The organism is Rhodococcoides navarretei, from assembly GCF_038069675.1.
Taxonomy (GTDB): domain Bacteria; phylum Actinomycetota; class Actinomycetes; order Mycobacteriales; family Mycobacteriaceae; genus Rhodococcoides; species Rhodococcoides navarretei.
Genome location: NZ_JBBPCN010000001.1, coordinates 3,002,376 through 3,021,347, shown reverse-complemented (window position 1 = coordinate 3,021,347; position 18,972 = coordinate 3,002,376). Strand labels below are relative to the sequence as shown.

At 65.0% G+C, this 18,972-nt stretch carries 21 protein-coding genes; 19 read left to right on the top strand and 2 right to left on the bottom strand.

Translation table 11 applies throughout. The annotated features are described in order from the left end of the window. The first annotated feature begins 33 nt into the window (after positions 1-33). From AABD04_RS14205 to trmD, 5 genes are all read left to right on the top strand, one after another. Positions 34-795: a CPBP family intramembrane glutamic endopeptidase gene (locus AABD04_RS14205; protein WP_341441559.1), complete on the top strand. Its 762-nt coding sequence runs from the start codon at positions 34-36 to the stop codon at positions 793-795. A 187-nt stretch (positions 796-982) separates the two neighbouring features. After that, positions 983-1,459 carry a 30S ribosomal protein S16 gene (gene rpsP, locus AABD04_RS14200; protein WP_341441558.1) on the top strand — a complete coding sequence of 159 codons (477 nt, stop codon included), beginning with the start codon at positions 983-985 and terminating at the stop codon, positions 1,457-1,459. Further along, entirely contained in the window at positions 1,456-1,698 is a 243-nt protein-coding gene (locus AABD04_RS14195) for an RNA-binding protein (RefSeq protein WP_027496687.1), read from the top strand. The genes rpsP and AABD04_RS14195 overlap by 4 nt, the downstream gene beginning before the upstream one ends. 14 nt (positions 1,699-1,712) lie before the next feature. Further along, positions 1,713-2,255 (top strand): ribosome maturation factor RimM, encoded by a 543-nt coding sequence (rimM, locus tag AABD04_RS14190; protein WP_243593379.1) that lies wholly within the window; start codon positions 1,713-1,715, stop codon positions 2,253-2,255. Positions 2,256-2,258: 3 nt separating this feature from the next. After that, entirely contained in the window at positions 2,259-2,939 is a 681-nt protein-coding gene (gene trmD / locus AABD04_RS14185) for a tRNA (guanosine(37)-N1)-methyltransferase TrmD (RefSeq protein ID WP_341441557.1), read from the top strand. Positions 2,940-2,944: 5 nt separating this feature from the next. On the opposite strand, the gene AABD04_RS14180 is transcribed toward trmD, so the two are convergent. Then, positions 2,945-3,898, bottom strand: a complete 954-nt coding sequence (locus tag AABD04_RS14180) for a serine hydrolase (protein ID WP_341441556.1) — start codon at positions 3,896-3,898, stop codon at positions 2,945-2,947. 68 nt (positions 3,899-3,966) lie between these two features. On the opposite strand from AABD04_RS14180, the gene AABD04_RS14175 reads away from it, so the two are divergent. The 13 genes from AABD04_RS14175 (at position 3,967) to AABD04_RS14115 (ending at position 17,175) form a co-directional block, all read left to right on the top strand. Then, complete coding sequence (locus AABD04_RS14175) at positions 3,967-6,327, top strand: Tex family protein (protein WP_341441555.1); 2,361 nt, start codon at positions 3,967-3,969, stop codon at positions 6,325-6,327. Positions 6,328-6,440: 113 nt separating this feature from the next. After that, positions 6,441-7,295: a hypothetical protein gene (locus AABD04_RS14170; protein WP_341443055.1), complete on the top strand. Its 855-nt coding sequence runs from the start codon at positions 6,441-6,443 to the stop codon at positions 7,293-7,295. Positions 7,296-7,427: 132 nt separating this feature from the next. Beyond that, positions 7,428-7,769, top strand: coding sequence for a 50S ribosomal protein L19 (gene rplS, locus AABD04_RS14165; RefSeq protein WP_243593375.1), 342 nt, complete (start codon positions 7,428-7,430; stop codon positions 7,767-7,769). Positions 7,770-7,955: 186 nt separating this feature from the next. Continuing rightward, positions 7,956-8,732 (top strand): signal peptidase I, encoded by a 777-nt coding sequence (gene lepB, locus AABD04_RS14160; protein WP_341441554.1) that lies wholly within the window; start codon positions 7,956-7,958, stop codon positions 8,730-8,732. Continuing rightward, positions 8,729-9,490 (top strand): ribonuclease HII, encoded by a 762-nt coding sequence (locus AABD04_RS14155; protein WP_341441553.1) that lies wholly within the window; start codon positions 8,729-8,731, stop codon positions 9,488-9,490. The genes lepB and AABD04_RS14155 overlap by 4 nt, the downstream gene beginning before the upstream one ends. 37 nt (positions 9,491-9,527) lie before the next feature. After that, complete coding sequence (locus AABD04_RS14150) at positions 9,528-9,833, top strand: DUF2469 domain-containing protein (RefSeq protein ID WP_243593372.1); 306 nt, start codon at positions 9,528-9,530, stop codon at positions 9,831-9,833. A 413-nt stretch (positions 9,834-10,246) separates the two neighbouring features. Beyond that, positions 10,247-10,591 (top strand): histone-like nucleoid-structuring protein Lsr2, encoded by a 345-nt coding sequence (locus AABD04_RS14145; RefSeq protein ID WP_243593371.1) that lies wholly within the window; start codon positions 10,247-10,249, stop codon positions 10,589-10,591. Between the two features lie 350 nt (positions 10,592-10,941). Beyond that, positions 10,942-11,298, top strand: coding sequence for a YraN family protein (locus tag AABD04_RS14140; protein WP_341441552.1), 357 nt, complete (start codon positions 10,942-10,944; stop codon positions 11,296-11,298). After that, positions 11,298-12,803 carry a YifB family Mg chelatase-like AAA ATPase gene (locus AABD04_RS14135; RefSeq protein ID WP_341441551.1) on the top strand — a complete coding sequence of 502 codons (1,506 nt, stop codon included), beginning with the start codon at positions 11,298-11,300 and terminating at the stop codon, positions 12,801-12,803. The genes AABD04_RS14140 and AABD04_RS14135 overlap by 1 nt, the downstream gene beginning before the upstream one ends. Beyond that, on the top strand, positions 12,800-13,921 hold the full coding sequence (gene dprA / locus AABD04_RS14130) for a DNA-processing protein DprA (protein ID WP_341441550.1): 1,122 nt from the start codon (positions 12,800-12,802) through the stop codon (positions 13,919-13,921). Before AABD04_RS14135 ends, dprA begins: the two co-directional genes overlap by 4 nt. 97 nt (positions 13,922-14,018) lie before the next feature. Continuing rightward, complete coding sequence (locus AABD04_RS14125; RefSeq protein WP_341441549.1) at positions 14,019-14,801, top strand: siderophore-interacting protein; 783 nt, start codon at positions 14,019-14,021, stop codon at positions 14,799-14,801. Between the two features lie 69 nt (positions 14,802-14,870). Further along, positions 14,871-15,797, top strand: coding sequence for a tyrosine recombinase XerC (locus tag AABD04_RS14120; RefSeq protein WP_243609812.1), 927 nt, complete (start codon positions 14,871-14,873; stop codon positions 15,795-15,797). A gap of 208 nt (positions 15,798-16,005) precedes the next feature. Beyond that, complete coding sequence (locus AABD04_RS14115; protein ID WP_308198094.1) at positions 16,006-17,175, top strand: MinD/ParA family ATP-binding protein; 1,170 nt, start codon at positions 16,006-16,008, stop codon at positions 17,173-17,175. 3 nt (positions 17,176-17,178) lie between these two features. On the opposite strand, the gene AABD04_RS14110 is transcribed toward AABD04_RS14115, so the two are convergent. After that, on the bottom strand, positions 17,179-17,685 hold the full coding sequence (locus tag AABD04_RS14110; protein WP_423228149.1) for a M23 family metallopeptidase: 507 nt from the start codon (positions 17,683-17,685) through the stop codon (positions 17,179-17,181). 346 nt (positions 17,686-18,031) lie between these two features. Between AABD04_RS14110 and rpsB the strand changes: the two genes are divergently transcribed. Next, a complete protein-coding gene (gene rpsB / locus AABD04_RS14105) occupies positions 18,032-18,934 on the top strand; it encodes a 30S ribosomal protein S2 (protein WP_341441548.1) in 903 nt (300 codons plus the stop codon). The last annotated feature ends 38 nt before the right edge of the window (positions 18,935-18,972 follow it).

The window sequence follows — 18,972 nt, the reverse complement described above, 5'->3', positions numbered from 1 at the left end:
CCGACACGTCCCAGCTGGGCTGGAATGGCACCGATGAATCACATTCAGCAGCAGGGGTCGGGACTGTCCGAAACCTACTGGCGGGCCGAGCAGGCCGCACTCGAACGCAGAAGTGGCCAACGGTGGGGACTGCCCGCCGCGGCGCTGGTGCTGGGGCTCAATCTGGTGGGATTCCTCGCGCTCGGTCTCGTCGTGACGTCGGACGCCTCGCCCGTCTTCGTGGTGGGCATCATGATTCCGAGCCTGCTCGGTGCGGGGCTGGCGGTGGCGATCTCGATGTCACGGGGTAACGGCCCCGTCGTCGACTTCGGCCTCCCCAGGTCCACCCCCGAATTCCTCGGTCACGTCCGATCCGGGTTGGCGTGGGGTGGCGTTGCGGTGGTCGGGGGCCTCCTGCTGGCGCTGATTCTGTTGTCCGGTATCGAGTTGGACGATCCGACGCCGCTGGGCAACGTCACCGACACGGTCATCGGCTGGAAGATTGTTCTGGCGGTGTGGATCTGGATAGGTGCGCCGATCTGCGAGGAAACGATGTTCCGTGGCATGTTGTGGGGAGCGCTAGAGAAACGCACCCGCCCGATGCCGATGGCCTGGTTGGGTAATCGTTGGGTCGTGCTGGCGATCACCGCGGTGTTGTTCGCGGTCTGGCACCGCGAGTGGTGGCGCTTCGTGGTGCTGCTGTGGGGAGGGTTCGCGATCGGCATCGCGCGAATGCGCTCCGGTTCGATCGTCGCGTCGACCACGGCGCACTCGATGAACAACACCCTCCCTGCCCTGGTGATCCTGCTGGCGTGACGGGAGCGGTTCTGCGGCCCGATTCACCGATCGTGGTGCCCGTCTGGCACAATGAACAGCTGTTCGCCCGTCATCCGGTTACGTACCGAGCGGCGGTCACAACAACCTTCAACGCAAAACCGGGTTCGCATGCCGTGCGGACCGCTGAATTGCGCCGTGACCAACTTTCGAAAGGCTCCACCAGAACATGGCTGTCAAGATCAAGCTCATGCGTATCGGCAAGATCCGCACCCCGCACTACCGCGTCGTCATCTCCGATGCCCGCACCCGTCGCAACGGCCGTGCGATCGAGACCATCGGCACGTACGAGCCGAAGCAGGACCCCAGCATCATCGAGATCAACTCCGAGCGGGCGCAGTACTGGCTGAGCGTCGGCGCACAGCCGACCGAGCCTGTCGAGGCACTGCTCAAGATCACCGGTGACTGGCAGAAGTTCAAGGGCCTGCCCGGCGCAGAGGGAACTCTCCGCGTAGCCGAGCCCAAGCCGTCCAAGCTCGACGTGTTCAACGCGGCCCTGGCGCAGGCCGATTCCGAGCCCCAGGGCGAGGCCACCACCGCCAAGAAGAAGAAGGCTCCGAAGGCCGACGACGCCGCTGCGGAGACCACCGACACTGCAGCAACCGAGACGGCAGACGCGCCGGCCGCCGAGGCTGCTGAGAAGTGAGTGCCGTTGTCGCCGATGCCGTCGAACATCTCGTTCGTGGCATCGTCGCCAATCCCGATGACGTTCGCGTCGAGATGATCACCGGCCGTCGTGGCCGCACCGTGGAAGTCCACGTGCACCCCGACGATCTGGGCAAGGTCATCGGCCGTGGCGGTCGCACCGCTACGGCGCTGCGCACACTCGTCTCGGGAATCGGTGGTCGCGGCATCCGCGTCGACGTGGTCGACACGGACCAGTAGGTCACGCACACATCATGGAGCTGGTCATCGGTCGTGTTGCGAAGTCGCACGGCATCAAGGGCGAAGTCGTCGTCGAGGTTCGCACCGACAACCCCGACGACCGTTTCGCCGAAGGAACCGTTCTCTCGGGCCGCAAGCCCCGATCGAACGTCGCACCGGCCTCGTACACAGTGGATGCCGTCCGGGAACACTCCGGGCGGCTTCTGCTGCGTCTGAACGGTATCGACGACAAGACGGCCGCCGACCAACTCCGCGGCATTTTGTTCGTCGTCGAATCCACGGACCTCCCGCCGTCCGACGACCCGGACGAGTACTACGACCACGAACTCGAAGGCCTTACGGTGATCCTGACCGGCGGCACCGTGGTGGGAACGGTCCGCGAGGTCCTCCACTCTGCAGCGGGGGAGCTGCTCTCCATCACGCCGAGTCCGGATTTCGGCGAGGCCACCCGCGCCGAAATCCTCGTGCCGTTCGTCGCGGCCATCGTGACCTCGGTGTCGCTGGCCGACGAGACGATCGAGATCGATCCGCCCGAGGGTCTGCTGGATCCGGAGTAGATCGTGCGCCTCGACGTCGTCACCATCTTCCCTGAATACCTCACACCACTCCGAACTGCGTTGTTGGGCAAGGCAATCGATCGTGGTCTCGTCTCGGTCGAGGTTCACGATCTACGATCGTGGACTCACGACGTGCACAAGGCCGTCGACGACTCGCCCTACGGCGGCGGGCCGGGAATGGTCATGAAGCCGACCGTCTGGGGTGAAGCCCTGGACGAGGTGCTGACACAAGACTCCCTCCTCGTTGTCCCGACGCCTGCCGGCGTGCCGTTCACCCAGCGCACAGCCGAGCGGTGGTCCTCCGAAGAGCACCTCGTCTTCGCCTGCGGTCGGTACGAGGGTATCGATCAACGGGTGTTCGACGACGCCGCACGTCGCGTTCGTGTCGAGGAAGTCAGTATCGGCGACTACGTGCTCATCGGCGGCGAAGCGGCAGTCCTCGTCATGGCCGAGGCCGTGGTGCGGCTGATGCCAGGGGTTCTCGGCAATCAGCAGTCTCACCAAGAGGATTCGTTCTCCGACGGTCTGCTCGAAGGGCCGAGTTACACGCGTCCCGCACAGTGGCGCGATCTCGACGTTCCGCAGATACTGCTGTCGGGCGATCACGCGAAGATCTCTGCGTGGCGCCGCGAGCAGTCGCTCGCCAGGACCGCCGAGCGTCGGCCGGACCTGCTGCAGGACTGACGAATTCAGCCGATGGCACCGTCGGGGAAGAGCATCGACACGAAGCCGGTGAGTGTCTCCCTGGCATGCAGAGCGCTGGCGTCGTCGCTGACGTCGACGACAGCGGTGTCCGGATACTGTTCCATGTCGTCTGCGTAGAAGATGTCCTCGCGTGACGACAGAGCAAGAACGTAGCGGTTGTCCACCCCGATCGTGCCGGTCGACAGATGTACCCACCTATCGGATACGCAGCACATCCAGCCCTGCTTGACAGCGTGCACGCTCTCGCCGGGCAGACCGTCGACGATCCCGAAGTGTTGCTTGTAGCCGTCCGCGGCAATCGGTGCCGATTGCCGCAGCATGCCGATCACGATGTCCGTCGACGCAGTCGTCAGACCGCCGCTGCCGTTGAGCAACCCCGCGTAGTAGCCGACCAGGTCGCTGGGCGTGGTTTCGGTGTTGTACCACTGGTCGTCGCCGGGTGCCGTGGTGTTGGTCAAGCCGTAACGCGCCGCGACCGTGCGCACGATCTCGGACGAGCCGTAGCGATACCAGAGCGTGTACGCGGCATTGTCGTCGGACAACTCCAGCATGCTGGTCATGACGGCCAGCTCGTCGGCAGAGACCGGACGGTTCTCCGACTGAGCTCGGAACAACACCTCGTCGGCGATGAAGAGTTTGGACACCGACGCGGTTTCGACCTGGAGGTCGGCGTTGCTGCTGTAGTACGAGCCTGTCCGGCGATCCAACAGCGCGAAATCCACATCGGCACCACGGGCCTGGGCCGACGCGATCGCCATCGGGATACGAGACCCGAGGGCAACGCCGTCGACCTTCTTCATATCGGGAAAGGGCGATGCCGACGTCTCGGCGGTCGCCCTCGAGGCGAGGTCACCGATCTGGTCGTCCGAGGGAGCCGAGCAGCCGGCCAACAGCACGCAGGCGCAGACCGCAGCCAGGAATCGAGGGCCCCTGACCATCCGCGTATCTCTCCCACACGTTGAACCGCTGACCGACGTGTCTCACAGTAGCGGTAGGGTCCATCGCCGTGACCACTGCTCTGAAATCTGTGAACAAGCGCATAGCCGAAGAACTCGACGTTCGTGAAGAACAGGTTCGCGCCGCCGTGGAACTGCTCGACGGAGGGTCGACGGTCCCGTTCATCGCGCGCTATCGCAAGGAAGTCACCGGCACCCTCGACGACGCGCAACTGCGCCAGCTCGACGAGCGGCTGCGGTACCTCCGCGAGCTCGACGAGCGCAGAGACGCCGTCATCGAGTCCATTCGCTCGCAAGGCAAGCTCGACGACGCACTGGAGCAGTCGTTGCTGCTGGCCGATACCAAGGCGCGCGTCGAGGACATCTATCTGCCGTTCAAGCCCAAGCGCCGAACCAAGGCTCAGATCGCGCGTGAGGCCGGGCACGAGCCCGTCGCCGATGCCCTGTTCTCCGACCCCACCACCGACCCGGCACAGTTCGATCAGGAGCAACTCGACGGCGCGCGGGCGATTCTCGTCGAGCGATTTGCCGAGGACGCCGACCTCGTAGGTGAACTGCGCGAACTGATGTGGACGTCCGGCAAGCTCGTCGCCACGGTCCGCAAGGGCAAGGAAGAGGAGGGTGCCAAGTTCTCCGATTACTTCGAGTTCTCGGAACCGTTCACGAGCCTGCCCTCGCACCGCATCCTCGCCACGCTCAGAGGCGAGAAGGAAGAGGTGCTCTCGCTCGGCTTCGAGCCCGAGCGTGACGAACCGACCCCCGGGGTGCCGAGCGTCTACGAGGGTCGGATCGCCACCAAGTTCGGAATCGCGAATCGAGGACGGCCGGCCGACAAGTGGCTCCTCGATACCGTCCGATGGGCGTGGCGCACCAAGATGCTGGTCACCGTCTCCCTCGATACCCGGATGCGCCTGCGTCAGTCCGCCGAGAAGGACGCCGTCGACGTGTTCGCGAGCAACCTCAAGGACCTGCTGCTCGCCGCTCCGGCGGGTAACCGCACCACGATGGGCCTGGACCCGGGCTTTCGTACCGGCACGAAGGTCGCCATCGTCGACGCCACCGGCAAGGTCGTCGACTATGACACCATCTACCCCCACAAGCCGCAGGGCAAGTGGGATCAGGCGGTGGCCACCCTCGCCGGTCTCGCGGCAAAGCACAAGGTCGAACTGATCGCCATCGGCAACGGCACCGCATCGCGTGAAACCGACTCGCTGGCAGCAGAATTGATCGCCAAGTTCCCTGCCGCCAACCTGACCAAGGTGGTGGTGTCCGAGGCCGGAGCGTCGGTGTACTCCGCCTCCGCGTACGCCTCGAGCGAGCTACCCGAACTCGACGTCTCGATCCGCGGTGCCGTCTCGATCGCCCGCAGGTTGCAGGATCCGCTGGCCGAGCTGGTCAAGATCGATCCCAAGTCCATCGGCGTGGGGCAGTACCAGCACGACATCTCCGAAACCCTGCTGGCCCGATCCCTCGGTGCCGTCGTCGAGGATGCGGTGAACGCTGTCGGCGTCGACGTCAACACCGCGTCGGTACCGTTGCTCTCGCGGGTGTCCGGTATCGCCGGCTCTCTTGCCGAGAGCATCGTGGCGCACCGCGACCAGAACGGTCCGTTCTCGCGGCGCAGCACACTCAAGGACGTGCCTCGATTGGGGCCCAAGGCTTTCGAGCAGTGCGCCGGATTCCTCCGCATCTCCGGGGGCGATGATCCGCTCGACCGGTCGAGCGTTCACCCGGAGGCCTATCCCGTCGTGCGGCGCATCGTCGGCAAGGCCGGTGTCGGAGTGCGTGAGGTCATCGGCAACACGGCGCTGCTGCGCGGTCTCGATCCGGCCGAGTTCGCCGACGATCGGTTCGGTCTGCCCACCGTCACGGACATCATTTCCGAACTCGAGAAGCCGGGACGCGATCCGCGTCCCGAGTTCAAGACCGCGACCTTCGCAGCCGGTATCGAGAAGGTCGCCGACCTGAAGCCGGGTATGACTCTCGAAGGCGTCGTGACCAATGTCGCGGCGTTCGGTGCCTTCGTGGACGTCGGGGTGCACCAGGACGGGCTCGTTCACGTCTCGGCGATGTCGCACAACTTCGTCAAGGACCCTCGTGAGGTCGTCAAGTCCGGCGACGTCGTACGCGTCAAGGTCATGGAGGTCGACATCCCGCGCCAGCGCATCGGTCTGAGCCTGCGACTCGACGACGAGCCCGGTGTGCCGGGCGGCAAGGATTCCACCCGCGGGCAGCAGGGTGATCGCCCGCGAAACCAGGGCCAAGGGCGGGGCTCGGGCGGCAACCAGGGTGGTCGTGGTCAAGGTGCTCGACCGCAACGCGATCGCCGAACGGCCGGTGGCACGACGGCGGCACCGGCAGCCGGTTCGATGGCCGACGCGCTTCGAAAGGCCGGATTCGGGAAACAGTGAGGGGTTCCTTCGTCGATGCCGTCCTGAGCAATGCCGAACGCGAATAGGCTGAAGCGCAGGTCACCGCTCGTCCCGCTGATCGGCAGGAAGGACGTGAGGCACACGTGAGGTGGTTGCAAAACGGGGTCGTCGATCACGGACGCCTGCCGCTGCTGTGTTTCCTGCTCGGATTGTTGGTGGGCTTCGTGCTGATCCGGCTCAGCGTCAGGATGATTCGCGCAGACGTGAAGTGGTGGCCGGGAAACATCACTCCCGGCGGTCAACACATCCACCATGTCGTGTTCGGAATCGTGTTGATGCTGCTGGCCGGGATCGGCTTGATCACGGTGTACGTCGATGGTTCCGAGTCCGTCGGATCGGTGTTGGCAGCGATTTTCGGGATAGGTGCAGCGCTCGTTCTCGACGAGTTCGCGTTGATCTTCTACCTGCGTGACGTCTATTGGTCCGAACAAGGACGTACTTCGGTCGATGCAGTCTTCGCCGCGGTGGCGTTCACCGGACTGCTGCTTCTCGGCCTCCACCCGTTGGAGTTGTTGAGCCCGGCGAGCTTCCTGGCCGATCCCGACCCGTGGGTCCGCGGCACACTGGCTGTGTTGGCACTGGCAAACCTTGCGCTCGGTGTCGTCGTGCTGCTCAAGGGAAAGATCTGGACCGGCCTGCTGGGGCTGTTCGTCCTCCCGATCCTCGTCCTGGCAGCAGTGCGGCTGAGCAGGCCGAGTGCGCCGTGGGCGAGGTGGCGCTACACCACCAGGCCGAAGAAGATGGAACGCGCTCTGCGCCGAGAGAAGCGGTGGCGACGGCCGCTCATCCGGGCCAAGATCTACGTGCAGGACGCGATCGCAGGCAAGCCGAGCATCGTCCATGCACGCGAGGCCACCGAGCAGGAATTGGCGCGGACGGTGCTACCTGCGCCGATGGCGGGCGGCACGGGCACAAGCCCAGCAGAGGCGATTTCGTCGAACGCCTGACGGTCTGGCACAATGGTTAAGTTGCCTCTGGCAGGCACAGACCTCACTCGGAGTACGAACCAGTCGAGCCGCTGTATCGGCGAGCCGCTCGGTTCCTCTGCTCATGCGCAGAACGCAAGGATGGCACAACCGATGAACACACTGGACTTTCTCGACAATCAGTCGCTGCGTAGCGACATTCCCGATTTCCGCCCCGGCGACACGCTGAACGTGCACGTCAAGGTCATCGAAGGCTCGAAGGAGCGCGTACAGATCTTCAAAGGCGTCGTGATCCGACGCCAGGGCGGCGGCGTTCGCGAAACGTTCACCGTGCGTAAGGTCTCGTTCGGCGTCGGCGTCGAGCGCACCTTCCCCGTGCACAGCCCCAACATCGCGCAGTTCGAGGTCCTCACCCGCGGTGACGTCCGTCGCGCAAAGCTCTACTACCTCCGCGATCTGCGTGGCAAGGCCGCCAAGATCAAGGAAAAGCGCTGACCGGTTCCGCCCGGACACACATCAGTTCACACCATGCCGCGTCGCCCTCACGGGCCACGCGGCATGGTGCGTTCTGCCCTCGATCGACCCGCGGTCGACCCGGCCGACAAGTGGATCGACAGCCGCGACCCACCCATGCGCAGACCGTCCGGCCGTGCGGGCGACGGTTCCGGCTAACCTGATCACGTGACGCAGTCCCCACAGGATCCAACCGACGAGCCCGACGACGAGTCTCCACGGAAGAAGCGTCGGGAACGCAAGCCCCGCTCGTTCTGGCGGGAGCTCCCGATTCTCATTCTGGTAGCGCTGGTACTGAGCTTCCTGCTCCAGACATTCGTCGCTCGGGTGTATCTGATCCCGTCCGAATCGATGGAGCCGACGCTGCACGGCTGCACCGGCTGCACCGGTGACCGCATCGTGGTGGAGAAGATCGGCTACCGATTCGGCGACCCGAAGCCGGGTGACATCGTCGTGTTCCGTGGTCCGGATTCGTGGAACAACGAATTCGTGTCACAGCGGTCCGACAACTCGGTGATTCGTGGGGCACAGGAAGTCGGCTCGTTGATCGGGGTTGTGGCTCCGGACGAAAACGATCTCGTCAAACGAGTCATCGCCACCGGCGGTCAGACCGTCGAATGCTGCGACGAGCAGGGGCGAGTACTCGTCGACGGAAAGCCGTTGGACGAGCCGTACGTACAGATGGATTTCCCCTTCACCCCGGGGACGATGACGTGCGACACCGAATTGAAGTCCGGACGTTGCTTCGACCCCGTCACCGTGCCGGACGGCAACGTCTGGGTCATGGGTGACAACCGGAGCAACTCGCGAGACTCTCGGTATCACGTCACAGACGAGTTCACCGGCACCGTTCCCCTCGACAACGTGATCGGCAAGGCCGTGTTCATAGCCCTGCCGCCGTCACGAACCGGCATTCTGGATTCGCCCGACATCCAGGGTCGATGACGGCGACCCCCCGACGTGCGCCGCGTGCGCGCGCAACCCTGACTCGATCGTCGTGGCCGCCGCGTCCGATCATCCGACGGGCGGCCGGCTTACGAACGATGGAATCGGCGCTGGAGCGGGGTGGTCTCGGGCCGGTCGCGGGAGTCGACGAAGCGGGAAGAGGAGCATGCGCCGGACCGCTGACGGTTGCGGCGTGTGTTCTCGGTGCGCGGGCGCATGCAGCTCTCGTGGACCTGGACGACTCGAAGAAGTTGACCGAGCGGCGACGCGAGGAGCTCTTTCCCAAGATCCAGAGGCTGGCACTGGCATGGAGTGTGGTGTTCGTCGATGCGGCCGAGGTCGACCGCATCGGAGTCCATGTGGCGAACATCGAAGGGATGCGACGCGCGGTCGCCGGGCTCGGCATGACCCCGGGGTACGTCCTCACCGACGGCTTCCGAGTACCCGGACTTCCGGTCCCGTCGTTACCGGTGATCGGCGGCGACGCCACCGCAGCGTGCATCGCCGCGGCGAGTGTGCTGGCGAAAGTCTCCCGTGATCGACTGATGGTGCAGCTGGACGAGACGATTCCCGGCTACGGATTCGCCGTGCACAAGGGCTACAGCACCCGCGCACATTCCGCCGCGATGACGGCACTCGGGCCGAGCAGAGAACACCGCATGTCGTACGCCAACGTTGCCGCCGCGGCCGCAGGCATGTCGCGAGAGAGGGTCGACGCGCTGGGGCGAATGGACTGCCGCGACGCAGGTGCGCGATGATTGCTACTCACGCCCGACTGGAGGATGAAAGAGACCGATGAGTGCCGAAGATCTCGAAAAGTACGAAACCGAGATGGAGCTCTCGCTGTATCGCGAGTACCGGGACATCGTGGGTCAGTTCAACTACGTCGTCGAAACCGAGCGCCGGTTCTATCTGGCGAACTCCGTCGAACTCATTCCGCACAACGTCGACGGTGAAATCTACTTCGAATTGCGAATGTCGGATTCCTGGGTGTGGGACATGTATCGTCCCGCTCGTTTCGTCAAGCATGTCCGGGTGATCACCTTCAAGGACGTGAACATCGAGGAGCTCGACAAACCGGATCTTCGACTTCCCGAATAGCGTTCGTCTCACGGAGCCGGGGTCCTGGTGTGGTCGCCGTGGTCCTCGGCGAAGGTACCTTCGTCCCGCGCCGTCGCGATGGTTGCGCACCGCATGATCCGAACCCTCATCTCGATTCCGTCCGTATCGCTCCACAATTGGACACCCGACCAAATCGGTCCGGGTGTTCTGTTTCGCGTTCGATGCCGGCCATTGTTGTGCTCGGTTGAATCATCCGAGGAAATCGGATGTGCGAAATCAATTGTACGACAACATGATTCGGCTTTATCGGTCGATATCTCGAAAGCGACCGAAATTCTGCACCCATATTCGTCGTTTCGACATGTCCCGAAACGCCATCAGTTCTTTGCGTCCAAACGAGAATGGGTGGTAGAACTTGAATATCACACTCCCCGACGTGTAAGAGGTACGAGATGGCACGCAAGACGCTTGTGCAGATGATCGACGACGTGGATGGTTCGGTCATCAAAGACGGCCAAGGTGAATCCATCGAATTCGGCATCGGTGGAAACCAGTACCGCATCGATTTGAATCTCAAACACGCCAACGAATTGCACGAACAGTTGGCATTCTGGATCGAGCACGCCGAGAAGATCTCCGGTCGTCGCACTCGCAAGGGTGGGGCAAGCGCAGCACCGGTTCGCGGCAAGGTCGATCTGCAGGACATTCGCGCATGGGCACGCGAAAACGGCCACGAGGTCAGTGCCCGCGGCCGCATCAGTCAGGACGTGCAGGCAGCCTACGAGGCTGCTCACTGACCTTCCTCCAGCGCCGAGACTGTCGTCTCGACCGCGCTCTGCCACATCGGCAGCGTGTTCACACCCCGATGTCTCGATCTGCTCCGTCCGAATTCCGAATTCGGACGGAGCTTTTCTCGTGTTCGGAGCCATTCCCGCGTCGCCGTCGAACGTGCCCGAGCCCTAACACAGCGGTCCGACAGAGTGGTCGTTCTGCACAGGTGACGAGCCCGTTGTTCCACAAGTGGAGGGGTTGTCCACAGGGCAATGCCCCACCTGCGCTTTCTCGGCTTCTCCTCGATTCGGTCGTGCCACCGTCGGTACGACCGAATCGGCCGCAATGCACGGCCGGAGAGTGGAGGAATGCGGACATGGCGACCAACCAAGAACTCGGGGCGCGTGGTGAGCAGCTCGCGGTGCGCCATCTCGAGGACATCGGGCTGGAGGTGATCGAGCGGAACTGGCGGCATCGAACCGGGGAACTCGACATCATTGCGCGCGACGGCGACACAATGGTGTTCGTCGAAGTGAAGACTCGCTCGGGAATCGGATACGGAACGCCCGCCGAAGCGGTGACGTATACCAAACAGACCCGAATCAGAGGACTTGCGTTGCACTGGTTGTCGCTGCAGCAGGGCCCCTGGGTGCAGATCAGGTTCGATGTCATCGCGATCGTGGTCGGTCGTGACGGCAGCCCGGTCATCACGCACGTTCGGGCTGCGTTCTGATGCCACTCGGACGAGCCCACTCGGTGGCGGTCAACGGAGTCGATGGTGTGCTGGTGGAGATCGAAGCCGACATCGGTCAGGGCCTGCCCGGTACGCATCTGGTCGGCTTGCCGGACACTGCTTTGAACGAATCGCGTGACCGAGTCAAAGCCGCCGTCAAGAATTCGGGCGGTACCTGGCCGGACAGCCGAGTGATTCTCGCTCTGTCGCCTGCGACCCTGCCGAAGGGCGGATCGGTGTACGACCTCGCTCTTGCATTGGCGGTTCTCGATGCCGCGAAAGCGATTCCGCGTTCGTGTCTTGCCGAGACGGTGTTTCTGGGCGAGTTGGCACTGGACGGCAGGCTGCGGGCAGTTCGAGGGGTACTGCCCGGTGTGCTCGCGGTCAAGGGTGCAGGGTGGCAGCGGGTGGTCGTTCCACTGCAGTGTCTGCCGGAAGCCGGTCTGGTGGACGGGATCGAGGTGCTGGGTGCGGGCTCGCTCGGGGAGGTGGTGGCCTGGCTTCGCGGTGAACAGGCTCTCGAATCGCCCTGTCCGACCGAATGGCACGAGGAGCTGTATCCGGACCTCAGCGACGTCGCGGGACAGGCGGATGCGCGATGGGCTCTGGAAGTAGCGGCCGCGGGCGCACATCACATCATGCTGACCGGGCCACCGGGTATAGGAAAGACGATGCTGGCGCAACGTCTGCCGGGGATTCTCCCGCCGCTGACCGAGTCCGAGGCGCTGGAAGTGACGGCCATTCACTCGGTGGCAGGGTTGTTGACCACCACCCGGCCGCTGATCACGTCACCGCCGTTCATCGCGCCGCATCATTCGACGTCGGTGAGTGCGCTGGTCGGGGGCGGAACCGGAATGGCCAAACCGGGAGCGGTCAGTCGAGCGCATCGTGGAGTCCTGTTTCTGGACGAGTGCGCCGAGATGAGCGTTCGCGTCCTGGAGGCCTTGCGTACTCCGTTGGAGGACGGCGAGATTCGCATCGCTCGTCGCGACGGTGTTGCCAGGTACCCGGCCAGATTTCAGTTGGTTCTCGCAGCCAATCCGTGCCCGTGTGCGCCTGCGCGGCAGGTCGACTGCGTCTGCCCGCCCACGGCGCGACGCAAATATCTCGGCAAGCTGTCCGGGCCGTTGCTCGACCGTGTCGATCTGCGCATTCAGATGATGGGCGTCGCGACAGGTGCACTGGTCGACGAGGTGGGGGAGGGTACGAGCGAGATCCGCGCACGCGTCACCGGAGCCAGAGACGCCGCTGCGCAGCGGTGGCGGGAGTTCGGATGGAGAACGAACGCGGAGGTTCCGGGACCCGCTCTGCGCCAACGATTTCGGTTGGCGCGCTCGACGCTCGCTCCGGTCGAGCGCGCGTTGCGCAACGGATCGCTGACCGCACGCGGCGCAGACCGCGCCATTCGGGTGGCGTGGACGCTGAACGATCTGGCCGGTGGTTCGGTCCCCGGTGCAGACGAGGTCGGAGCCGCGTTGGACTTCCGCGACAGGGGAGTGGCATGACGCACGACCCGCGCCGGCTCGCCTGGGCGTATCTCTCTCGCGTGGCGCAGGGCCCACACCGATCCGTGGTCGATCATGCTGCGGGTCACGGTCCCGAATCCGCCGCTGCAGCAGTGCGGGCGGGCGAACTGGGGGAACGCTTGGCGGTTCGTGCTCACATCGACACCGCTGCAGCGGATCTCGATCACATCGCTGCGCTCGGTGGCCGCTTGATCACGCCGGACGACGACGAGTGGCCGGCATGGCGATTCCTCGGATTCGATGGTTCGGGTCTGTCCGCAGGGGTGGACACATGTCCGCCGATCGCATTGTGGGCGTTGGGAACACAGCCGGTCGATGCGGTCACCGAACGATCGGTCTCGATCGTCGGGACCCGCGCGTCGAGTCCCTACGGCGACCATGTGACGGCCGAGATCTCCGCCGATCTGGCTCTCGACGGCTGGACGATCATCTCGGGAGCGGCTTTCGGCATCGACGCCGCGGCACATCGGGCGGCCCTCGGCGTCGAGGGTACGACCATGGCGGTGCTCGCCTGTGGCGTCGATCGTGCGTACCCCGCGGGACATTCTCGGCTGCTGCGGCAGATCGCCGCTCGCGGGCTGGTTCTGAGCGAATACGCGCCGGGTACCACTCCGGCCAAGCATCGCTTCCTCGCTCGCAACAGACTCGTCGCCGCACTCGGATCGGCCGTGGTGGTCGTCGAGGCCGGGTGGCGCAGCGGAGCTCGCAATACTGCGGCGTGGGCCACCAAACTGGGCCGCCCGGTGCTCGCGGTACCCGGTCCGGTCACCTCGCCGACGTCCACCGGGTGTCACCGCATGATCCGCGACGGTGAGGCGGTTCTGGTGTCGAGCTCGCACGACGTGGTCGCGGAGGCGGGCGCTCTCGGGTCCACGGAGGAGTCTCGACCGGACCTCTTCCGTGAGACGGATGCACTCTCGGAAACCGCATTGCTGATCTACGACGCGCTGCCGGCAACGGGATCGCTGTCCAGTCGTGAGCTGTCCGAGAACTCCGGTGTCCCGTTGAGCAAGGTGCGTGCATCGCTGCCGGTGTTGGAGATGGACGGTTTTGTCGGCAGTGACGAGACCGGCTGGTTCCGGGTCGTGCGTGGATGAGCGCACCACGATCGCCGAGCCCGAAAAGGTAGGGTGTTAGGTAATGCTTAGTCGATGCATCGGGTATCGGCGTCGTTCGCTCGAAGAGGGGTCCGAAGTGCCACGCAAGAAAACCACCCTGTCCGTCCTGCGCACCGAAGCGCTCACCCCGCACATGCACCGGGTCTACCTGGGTGGGGCCAACTTCGACGACTTCGATGCGATCGACGAGACCGACGCCTACGTCAAGTTGTTCCTCGGAACCGATGACGAACCGATCATGCGCACCTACACCGTTCGTTCGGTCGACACCGACGCGCGGGAGATCGCCATCGACTTCGTGGTGCACGGAGACGAGGGAGTCGCCGGGCCGTGGGCAACCCGGGCGAAGCCGGGAGACGAGATGTCGTTCTTCGGCCCCTCCGGTGGGTACGCCCCGCGCCCCGACGCGGATTGGCACCTGTTCGCCGGCGACGAATCGGCGATTCCGGCGATCTCGGCCGCCGTCGAGGCGCTCCCGGAAGACGCCGTCGCCAAGGTCTTCATCGAAGTCGCCGACCGGCACGACGAGATCTACATGGAGACGCTCGCCGTCGTCGATGTGACCTGGGTCCACCGGGGTACGTCCTCGAACGAGGTCGGGGACGACCGGGCCGGAGACAACGCGCCGTTGATCGCAGCGGTGAAGGGAACGGAATGGCTGCCGGGGCAAGCTCAGGTATTCGTGCACGGAGAGGCGCAGGCCGTCATGCACAACATCCGGCCGTACCTCCGCAAGGAGCGCGGGGTCGGGGCCGAGTGGGCTTCGATCTCGGGCTACTGGCGACGTGGGCGGACCGAGGAGACGTTCCGAGTGTGGAAGCGCGAACTCGCACAAGCCGAATCCGGAGTCGACGCCTGATCCGGCGACAACGCGTCTCGGTCGGCGTGTCCGGTTGTCGCACCGGGTACGAGCGCCCAAGCTGAGCCGATGACCGATTCGCTGCCGCCTCATCTCGGCATACACGTCGAGGAGTTCGCCGAACACCTTCGACTCGGTCGAGAGCGCTCCGAGCACACTGTCCGCGCGTACGTGGCCGACGCTCGCTCCTTGCTCGCGCACTTCGCCGAGTCGTCGCCGGGTGCGACGATCGCCGATCTCGACCTTCGCGCAGTGCGCTCGTGGTTGGCCACGCATTCGGCGGCCGGAGCGGCAAGGACGTCGATGGCGAGGCGAACCTCGTCGGCGCGGACTTTCGGGAAGTGGCTCGAACGGGTCGGTGCGGTGCAGGTGGCACCGGCGGAACGCTTGACCGCGCCCATCGGACATCGCACGCTTCCCGGTGTTCTCCGCCACAGTCAAGCGACTCGCGCGCTGGCCGCTGCCGAATCGGGTGCCGCCGAGCTCGATCCGATCGCGCTGCGGGACAGGTTGATCGTCGAGTTGCTGTACGCAACCGGAGTCCGTGTCGGAGAGTTGTGCGGACTCGACGTCGACGATGTCGACACCGAGCGTCGCCTGATCCGTGTGGTCGGCAAGGGCAACAAGGAACGCTCTGCTCCGTACGGTGCACCGGCAGGGCAGGCGGTCGAGAAGTGGCTGGTCAGCGGCCGGCCCGAACTGGCCGGTGACCGATCCGGTGCGGCATTGCTGCTGGGGCGTCGGGGTGGACGGCTCGACCAGCGGCAGGCCCGAACGGCCGTTCACGAGATTCTCGAGACCGTCCCCGGTGGTCCCAGCCTCGGTCCGCACGGCCTGCGCCACACCGCTGCGACCCATCTCCTGGAGGGGGGAGCCGACCTGAGAGTGGTGCAGGAGCTGCTCGGCCACGCCTCTCTGGCAACCACTCAGATCTACACGCACGTATCCGTCGAGCGGTTACGGGCTGTGCACGATCAGGCTCACCCCCGAGCCTGAGCCGAGCGTCCACTGCGCAACGTTTGGTAGCGTCATGACCGACTGACTACACCGAATACGGGGGACCGTGGACCGCGACCGACCGCAAGGTACTTCGGAGACGTGGTCGATGCATGTCCGTAGCGGCTCGACCGCCGACCATCGGAACTCTCCTGCGTCGTCCGACAGTGCACGCGACGAGTCCGGCACAGCCGTATCGTCGGATCCGATGGAGACTCCCCGCTCGACGCCGCGGCAGCCGCCCCCCTGGCAGACGCCCGATTCTGTCGGCCGGCAGCCCCTCCTGCCGCGGTACAACCCACCGGTGCCGCTGCAGCCCGGTCCGCCCTCCGATCGGCACGAGCCCGTCCGGCCGCAGTCCGACGACTTCCCCGTATACCCCGATCGTGGGTCGCCGCAGCCGTGGGCGGGGGGACCCAACGCCTATCGACCCGCCAGCCAGGAACTGGGCGCGGATTCGCTGCTCAAGCGTCCCAAGAGGGCCTCGAATTCGGGGTGGCGACGCGGAGTGCACAGGCTCACCGGCGGCGTCATCAATCCTGGCGAATCGACGGCGGAGGAGCGGTACCGAAACCAGGTCGAGCGCATCCGGCAGCCGGTGCTCGGCGATTATCGGATCGCGTTTCTGTCGCTCAAGGGAGGCGTCGGCAAGACCACCACCACGCTCGGCCTCGGTTCGACCTTCGCGTCGCTGCGCGGAGATTGCGTCATTGCCGTGGATGCGAACCCCGACTTCGGCACCCTGGGCGAGCGTGTGCCGCGTCAGACGTCGTCGACGGTCCGCGATCTCTTGGCCGCCGCCCCGCGTATTCGTCGCTACTCCGACATTCGCGAGCACACTTCGCAGGCACCGAGTCGACTCGAAGTACTGGCCGGCGAGCGTGACCCCGCCGCGTCGGAAATGTTCGGCGAAGAGGACTACCGCGCAGTCATCGACATGCTGCAGGTCTATTACAACCTGATTCTGACCGACTGCGGTACCGGCATCATGCACTCGGCGATGAACGGAGTACTGCAGCTGGCGAACGCTCTGGTGCTGGTCAGCTCTCCGGCGGTCGACGGTGCTCGCAGTGCAGCGGCCACGCTGGACTGGTTGGAGCTGCACGGCTACGGACATCTGGTCGAGCGAACGGTCGTCGTGATCAGCTCTGTTCGGCCGGGCTCGTCGGCAGTGGACATGAATCTGCTGCAGCAGCACTTCCTCGAGCGATGCCGCGCCGTGCTGGTGATCCCGTTCGACGAGCACCTGGCCGAGGGTGCCGTGGTGGATCTCGAGCTGTTGCGGCCCCAGACGCGAAACGCCTTCGTCGAGCTTGCCGCCATGGTGGCCGACGATTTCCCTGCCGCGTCGGGCAGGCACTCCGGCCCACAGCGGTAGGGATCAGCGAGGCGCTGCCTCCAGCGGCTTCAACCTGATCGGACTCGCACGCACCAGTGCCGTGGGGTCGAGGTACTCGCGGCCACGTCTGATACCCCAGTGCAGGCATGTAGCCGAACAACTCTCGTGCCTTCCGGCCACCGATCCCAGTATCGTCCCGCGGCGAACCCGGCTGCCGGCGGCGACCGATGCCACCACCGGCTCGTAGGTCGATCTCAGTCCGCTCGAATGGTCGACAGACACGACGGGCTTGCCCGCGACCGGCCCGGCGAACACCACGATGCCGTCGGCGACGGCCAGTACCGATTGGCCTTCCCGCGCGGCAAGGTCGACACCACGGTGGCCGGGCAGCCAGTTCTGCTCGGGCCGGTCGAACGAGGTGACGACCTGCGGCCTCGGCTGCAGCGGCCAGCCGAACGCATCCGGCCGCGCCGATGCGACCGGCGTCGAGAGTGCTACCGAGGTCGCGACGCAGATCGCGAGTGTGCGGCGAGTGAGTGAGACGTTCACCCGTCGACCATCTCGTGGATTCGGGCGTGGAAACGACGACGACCGTCGATTGTGGACAAGTGGAAACTCTGTCCACAGGTGACGGAATCTCTTGACAGTCGGCCCTGGTTATGACGGGGGCCGCGGCAGGTCTACACTCGTCACTTGCGGCCTGTGCGTGCACGGGTCGACTTCGCGCGTCCGCCTCATCGCATCGTCTGCTTCACGCAGAATCACCGATACGAGAACCGGTTGTCGGCGGTCCTGAGATCTCCTCGATGTCAGGTCCGGCAACTTCAGCGGACGCCAGGGCAGAGGTCACCGACACTCTGCGTCAACCGCACCATCGAAAGAGAGTTCCTCAGCCATGGCTGTAGTAACAATGAAGCAGCTGCTCGACAGCGGCACACACTTCGGACACCAGACCCGTCGCTGGAACCCGAAGATGAAGCGATTCATCTTCACCGACCGCAACGGCATCTACATCATCGACTTGCAGCAGACCCTGACCTTCATCGACAGGGCCTACGAGTTCGTCAAGGAGACCGTTGCCCACAATGGCACGGTTCTGTTCGTCGGCACCAAGAAGCAGGCGCAGGAGTCCATCGCCGCTGAGGCAACCCGCGTGGGCATGCCCTACGTGAACCAGCGCTGGCTCGGTGGCATGCTCACCAACTTCCAGACGGTGCACAAGCGCCTCCTCCGCCTCAAGGAGCTCGAGGCCATGGAGCAGACCGGTGGCTTCGAGGGACGCACCAAGAAGGAAATCCTCATGCTCACGCGTGAGATGACCAAGCTCGACCGCACCCTCGGTGGCATCCGGGACATGTCCAAGGTTCCGTCGGCCATCTGGATCGTCGACACCAACAAGGAGCATCTCGCGGTTGCCGAGGCTCGTAAGTTGAACATCCCGGTCATCGCGATCCTCGACACCAACTGCGATCCCGATGTGGTCGACTACCCGATCCCGGGCAACGACGACGCGATCCGTTCCGCTGCGCTGCTGACCAAGGTCGTCGCATCCGCAGTTGCCGAGGGCGTGCAGGCTCGCGCGGGTCAGAACACTGCATCCGACGCCAAGCCCGAGGTCGGCGCAGGCGAGCCCCTCGCCGAGTGGGAGCTCGAGCAGCTCGCTCAGGCGTCACCGGCAGCAGAGGCTCCCGCAGCGGACGCTCCGGCAGCAGAGGCTCCCGCAGCGGACGCACCGGCAGCAGAGGCTCCCGCAGCCGATGCACCGGCAGCAGAAGAAGCACCGGCCGCTCAGTCTTGATCGAATTCGGTCCCGGTTCACCCTCAGGGGTGGGCCGG